5 protein-coding genes and 1 pseudogene are annotated in these 6,256 nt (G+C 48.3%); 1 reads left to right on the top strand and 5 read right to left on the bottom strand.

Translation table 11 applies throughout. The features are described 5' to 3' along the window. The 5 genes and pseudogenes from AC5JLB_RS17040 to AC5JLB_RS17020 all read right to left on the bottom strand — a co-directional run. The coding region (locus tag AC5JLB_RS17040) for a C1 family peptidase (RefSeq protein WP_495875019.1) at positions 1–1,165 on the bottom strand (1,165 nt) is incomplete at its 3' end. Positions 1,166–1,359: 194 nt separating this feature from the next. Beyond that, positions 1,360–2,022 carry an esterase/lipase family protein gene (locus AC5JLB_RS17035; RefSeq protein ID WP_495875018.1) on the bottom strand — a complete coding sequence of 221 codons (663 nt, stop codon included), beginning with the start codon at positions 2,020–2,022 and terminating at the stop codon, positions 1,360–1,362. Between the two features lie 9 nt (positions 2,023–2,031). Next, positions 2,032–3,489 carry a YifB family Mg chelatase-like AAA ATPase gene (locus AC5JLB_RS17030; protein ID WP_495875017.1) on the bottom strand — a complete coding sequence of 486 codons (1,458 nt, stop codon included), beginning with the start codon at positions 3,487–3,489 and terminating at the stop codon, positions 2,032–2,034. Positions 3,490–3,861: 372 nt separating this feature from the next. Beyond that, complete coding sequence (locus AC5JLB_RS17025) at positions 3,862–4,443, bottom strand: GIY-YIG nuclease family protein (RefSeq protein WP_495875016.1); 582 nt, start codon at positions 4,441–4,443, stop codon at positions 3,862–3,864. A gap of 219 nt (positions 4,444–4,662) precedes the next feature. After that, positions 4,663–5,452, bottom strand: a pseudogene (locus AC5JLB_RS17020) (IS5 family transposase). A gap of 235 nt (positions 5,453–5,687) precedes the next feature. Here AC5JLB_RS17020 and AC5JLB_RS17015 point away from each other — a divergent pair. Beyond that, positions 5,688–6,116, top strand: coding sequence for a DUF2934 domain-containing protein (locus AC5JLB_RS17015; protein ID WP_495875015.1), 429 nt, complete (start codon positions 5,688–5,690; stop codon positions 6,114–6,116). Positions 6,117–6,256: the final 140 nt, after the last annotated feature.

The raw sequence follows: 6,256 nt of genomic DNA, 5'->3' as shown, positions 1-6,256 counted from the left end.
CGGTTTCTTCTTCGTCTTCGGTTTCTTCTTCGTCTTCTTCGTAGTTATCTTCGGTTTCTTCTTCGTCTTCTTCCTCGTAGCTATCTTCGGTTTCTTCGTCTTCTAATGATTCTTCATACTCGTCATACTCTTGGTAGTAGAGAGATTCCAAGTCTTCGCACGCATCAACGGACAAGAGTCCTTTCTCGACATAAATGAGTTCTTCTTCGTATTCAACCGTGTAGAAATTATTAAAGAGATTGACGATCGCGGAATTACAAATCGCACCTGGAGATTGGAAGGCGGACGCGATCGCAGCCGTTGCGCCATCAAACAAGGAGGAAGAATTGCCTTGGATGTCTTGGCTTAAATCAAAATCACTGACCTGCCGAATGACCCAGCAATCTCCATTGAGGCGGGGTTTGGTCATATAGTCATAGGGAATATAGCAGTATCCCTGCTCGCCCCATTCCTCGCCCCACGAGTTGCGAACGATAAAGACTTGATCGGGGTCTGAATAACCGACACACAGCATGGCATGACCGCCGTCGTGCTTTTCGTTGTCTGGGTCGGGCATGGGAACCAGTCCGTTAGATCCTGCTGCCTGAAACGACGAAAATAGCTGCAATCCGAAGGCAAATGGGTAGCCGTCAGCGAGACAGCTTTGCATTGTGTAAAGATCAACTTTGACTCGATATGCATCTTCGATGACAAAATTTGCTGCTTCTTCGTAGGCTTCCGCAGATGGCTGTTCTAAAATTTTTGCTGGATTAAATGCCCAAGTTGCTTCAGAGCAAGCCCCATGCTTCCGCAGAACCTTGATGCAGCTCTTTAAATAAGTGCCTTCATCAATGGCGACATCACCATCTAATTCACGAGCGTTGTAGTAGATAAATAGACGGCTCACATCATCCGATCGATTCAATAGCCGATTAGCCAGATATTCATAAGCGCCTGCCATCGCGTTAGCAGTGCAGCTATTGGTGTCACCCTGATGCTCGACAGGGGTTAGGTAGGGACGCAGATCAATCTTGGATGGTAGAGGTTCTCGACGATCGCGGCTCGCACTATATTTTTTGTCGTTGGAATCTTGCTTTTCAGGACGGTAGCCGCCGAGCTTGAAGTGTTGACCGACTGAATTCTTGACAACAGTTGATTTACGAACACGACGATAGTTCTTTGACATAAAAAACTCTGAGCATTTTACTCAAAGCCTGAAGTTATATCGTATGCTTCCCAAAAATTAAGTTGTGCGATCGCATAGTCCGATGTTGCCCATGTCGGGCAGGGTGTAACGCTCTATCAAGGCGCGTGGCAGATTACATCGGTCACATTGTAGCGTCTAATCACAGCGAATCTATGGAGCAGGAATGAGATTTTCTAGCGAATCGTTTCAAAGCAGCCATTCTGAAAGAAGAAACAAGCTTGTTCTAAAACGTCTTTATCATTCATTAGAAAGGTATGGCTTCGACGGACAATCAGAAAATCCTTCATCCCTTCAACTTTGGCTCTATCTACAGAAACCTTTCCATCGTTAGCTGAAATAAAAATAAATGAACTGAAGGGATTAATGTTTTTGTCTCCAGCAATAATTCCAAGCTCGAAATTAACTCTCCCTAGCTGAATTGGTAAACTAGCGGAATCAGTTCCTAACTGTTGTCCCGCAGAACCTAGAAGCCACTGATATAAAGTTAGCTCTTTCAAGAAATCAGCTAATTCGCTTCCTTGATTGGGAGGGGCAAGCATTACAACACGACCAAGACTATGAATCACTTCATTTTTAAGATAAGTTCGTGCTAGAATTCCGCCTAATGAATGCGTTAAAAAATGAATTTTTCTGCTTGGATCGATACAGTGTTCTAGAAGTGCTTGCTTAAGATATTGATTTGCTAATGTCTCAATATCAAACCGGATTGAAGGATAGGAGAAATTGACAACTGTGTAACCTTTCTGAGCCAAAAAGCGTTCGGGCTTTTTCATAGACAAGGATGTACGCCCTAATCCATGAACGAGAACAACGTAGTCTCCTTGATTAGGTTTCATTATTCGACCTCACTGCATTCTGTCGATCGTACGATATTGGATTGCTTCAGCAACGTGTGACGTTTGTAACTTCTCATCGCCCGCTAAATCCGCGATCGTCCGTGCCACTTTGAGGATGCGATCGCTCGCTCTCACGGACAGCCCTAATTTGCGAATTGCATTTTCAAGTAAGGTGCGAGTTGCACTATCTAAGCTGCACCACTTTTTCAAGTGAGCGCTCTGCATCTCGGCATTGCAGCGAAGCGGCGTATCTTGAAAGCGATCGCAGGCGCGATCTCGAGCTGCCTGCACGCGCGATCGTACCGTCGCGGAATCTTCCCCAGTGGTCTGCTGCGTAATTTCTTCTGGCTTCAGTCGATTGACTCCCACTTGTAGGTCAATGCGATCCATCAATGGACCCGATAGCCTCGCCCAATATTGCTCTCTGTGTCTTGGTGAACAGGTACACGGCTGGACGGTATCACCATAGTATCCGCAGGGACAAGGGTTTGTGCTGGCGATCAGAGTAAATTGCGCCGGAAATGACACGGATTGTCGCGTTCGAGAAATCGTCACCGTGCCATCTTCTAAGGGCTGACGTAGAAATTCGAGGACATCCCGTTTGAATTCGGTTAACTCGTCAAGAAATAAAATACCTCGGTGGGCGAGCGAAATCTCTCCAGGTCTCGGAAAGCTACCTCCACCCACCAAAGACGGTCCAGATGCCGAATGATGTGGACTGCGGAAGGGACGAGTGGCGACTAATGAGCCTTTATTCTTTAGCAAGCCCGCGACCGAGTGAATCTGAGTCACCTCCAACGCTTCTGCAAATGCCATGGGCGGCAGAATGCTGGGAAGTCTCCGGGCTAACATCGTCTTTCCACTTCCCGGAGGTCCAACAAAGACTAAATTGTGGCCCCCGGCTGCCGCAATTTCTAACGCTCGACGGGCGTGAGCTTGACCTTTAACATCTCGCAAATCTGGGGCAGTACTTTGCGCTTGCGTTAACTCGGCTTCGCCATCGACTTGGGCTGGCAGAACTGAGGATGGATCGCTCAAAAACTGTCCGACTTCCGATAAATGTTTGAAACCGTAAACCTTGATGCCTTGCACCACGGCGGCTTCTCGAACATTATCGGCAGGCACGACTAAGCTAGAGATGCCGAGCCGTTTGGCAGCCGCCGCGATCGCGAGTACTCCTGCCACCGGACGAAGGCTACCGTCTAGCGAAACCTCGCCCAAAAATAAATATTCTTCCAACAGGTCTGCGCTCACTTGTTCTGAGGCGGCTAGAGCGCCAACACTAATGGGCAAGTCAAAACTCGGACCTTCTTTCCTCAAATCAGCAGGCGTTAGGTTGATCACGATCCGCTTCATAGGAAACAGGTAGCCTGCGTTCTTGATTGCAGTTTTGACTCGTTCTTTCGATTCTTGAACAACTGTGTCTTTATTGCGGACTCTATCTTCACTGTTTTCTCTTCTTTTCATACAAATACAAAAGACTGGCTAACTGGCTAACCCAAAAAAAGAGAAAGACTTACTACACGGACATTTGAGGAAAGTTAGGCAGTTTTTGAAGTGCCTAAAACTGCCTAACAACTGCCTAAAACTGGCTAACCTAATTTGAGTTTTAGAGCGTTTTGCCGAGATCTCTTCCCTAATTTGGGCACGATCGAGGCATTCCTTTTAGTAAGATTGCCCAAAACATTCATGGAAGAAACCGCCGTTGATTTGATGCTGAGTTCCGATCTGGCCATAACCCCAATGACTCCGGAAGCATTCTGCTAGCTAGAGTTGGGGTTACATTTTTTTCTGCTCAGGAGTTATCGGGCTCAATCTTGAATCATCTCACTCGGTTGGCTACGAGAGCATCTCTGCTTGCCTCTTTGGCAGACGATAGGTTCGCTCTAGACTGCTTGCCTCTAGTGGCATCAATGTCGCCTTATCTTTGGGTATCGAAATTTCTCGCCCACCCCCAATTAGCTCAAGGCAGACGTAGCGATTAAAAGTTTCTTGGAATACCGGAAGTGTGGACTGATGAATGGCTGTTCCTGTCCAGTCAATTCTCATTGCTGCAATTGCTTGTAATTCCACTAAGTCATTCTCGTCAATTGGCTGCGGTGGTGGATCATAGGGAGGTACAGGCGCACCATTGAGAGGAGGATCAAACCACTTGATTAAAGCCGCTTCGATTTCTGACAACATTTCAGGCGTATCATCGATGAACAGGTACGCAATCCGAACATTCCCGATCGCCTTCAACTGGCTATAGCAATGATGCTGACTCCATCGTTGCCTGGGATTGATCGACCGTCCAATGTACTGGACCACGTTTTGAGCATCGATCGCGAAGTGAATCGCAGGCTGTTGGGGAAATGCGGCTACCGCTCGCAGTGGTAGCCAGGGCAAAGAATCTAGTTTCAAGTCTGAGGGGTTAAACATCGTCGGACTCCTTCACTAGTTCCAATAAATCCCCAAGCTGGCAGTTCAAAAACAAATAGACCCCTCTAAGGTCTAATAGTTGAATTGCGGCAGCTTGTCTTCTTTGCGCTCGGAAGCGAGTTTTGGGGAGAGTGGTTAGCAGTTTTATTGTGTTAAAGCTGCTCCTTATACTTGTTCTCAAATACTCAGAGCGCCTTCTACCCTTCCTAGGGCGTGTCATCAATTGAGCCAGATGACCGAAGCCGCCAAATAAATTGCACCCAGGAAGTTGACCGCTCGTTTGTCATACCGAGTGGCAATGGCACGATACTGCTTGAGCTTGGCAAAAAAGTTCTCAATCAGATGCCGTGCTTTGTACAACACTTTGTCATACTCGCGTTGCTGCTTGCGGTTGCGTTTTGGGGGAATCACGGCGGTCTTGCCCTGCGCTTCGAGGCGTTGAATCACTCGCTCATCGGCATCATAGGCTTTATTACCCCTGCGGGGAAGAGCTTCGCAACGGCAAGCACGGTATCCGCAACCAAGTCGGACAACAACTGGTCTGCACCCTCCAGGTCAGAAGCTTGCCCAGGTGTGAGATGGAAGCTCAACGGATTGCCCAACGCATCGGTCGTAGCGTGAATCTTCGTACTCAATCCGCCTGTGCTGCGACCAATCGCCTCGGTTTCTGGCTCCCCCCTTTTGCACCCGCACTGTGCTGGTGGGCGCGGACAATCGTGGCATCAATCATCGCGTATTCGTTATCCGCATCCTCAGCTAACTGCTCAAATACGCGCTCCCATACCCCGGTTTTTGACCAGTGACTAAAACGCGTATGCACCACGCGAAAATCACCGAATCGCTTTGGCAGGTCGCGCCACGGAATCCCCGCACGGTAGCGATACAACACGGCTTCCACAAACAAGCGATTGTCTTTTGCTGTCACGCCGACGGTTCCTTTTCGTCCGGGCAGCAGGTCCTTGATGCACTCCCATTGGTCATCGCGCAAGCCATAGCGTCGAGTTGTCATCCCAGTTCACAGCATTGTGTGGCACGGTCTACGCTCTCCACCTTATTCAATCCTGTAATTGATGACACGCCCTAGGCGTCGACATCAGATTTTTGAGGCATTGGACATGATGATCGTTTACCCAATTCCATAAACTGCCCACAAATCCCTCTGATGTAAGCAGCTTGAAGTCTTTCCACGCGCTAGCACCAATTCAGGCTAAATTTGCAATGGCAGAATAGTGGGTGCCGTGCAAGTGCAAAAACTAAAACGACGTGCCTTGAAATCTAAACCACTTTCCTTTACGGAGGAGCAGATTAGCGCCAAATCCTATGAAATTTGGGAAAAGCGTGGGCATCAAGGCACGCCGGAAGAAAACTGGCAGGCAGCAATCGCAGCGCTAAGACAAGAACGATTGCCCCTCTGGAAATTGCGCCAGTTGCTTTGTCTTCCCTTCCGACTGTTGGCAAGACTCCTTCTGTTCCTCGGGCGACTACCTGGGAATGTCATTCACTTGCTACGATTGGCTCTAACGGCTGAAACTCCCGACACTGCATCAGATGTAGTCAAGACGGTCATCTCGGCGTACTTGAGGATGCGAGACCTGAACGGTTTTTTGTTCTCCGGGTTTAAGCATGGCTCAAGGAATTTGATAACGCTGGCTTGGATCGTTGGGTCTTTCTGAATTGGTGTACTGTAGCGAGCCTTCTTCAACCAAAGGCTTAAGGTACTTTTCAAGCAAATACTTTTGATCTCGGTTGAGTAGGGTAGGGGCACATCCGGCAGTTGGGGGACTCGAATAGAATTAGCGAGAATGGAAGAGGA

Source organism: Myxacorys chilensis, assembly GCF_059505265.1.
This window is presented reverse-complemented; position numbering and strand designations above follow the sequence as displayed.

Coding starts and splice junctions, on each gene's coding strand:
- AC5JLB_RS17030 (WP_495875017.1), bottom strand. CDS start 3,489: ATGAAAAGAAGAGAAAACAGTGAAGATAGAGTCCGCAATAAAGACACA.
- AC5JLB_RS17035 (WP_495875018.1), bottom strand. CDS start 2,022: ATGAAACCTAATCAAGGAGACTACGTTGTTCTCGTTCATGGATTAGGG.
- AC5JLB_RS17025 (WP_495875016.1), bottom strand. CDS start 4,443: ATGTTTAACCCCTCAGACTTGAAACTAGATTCTTTGCCCTGGCTACCA.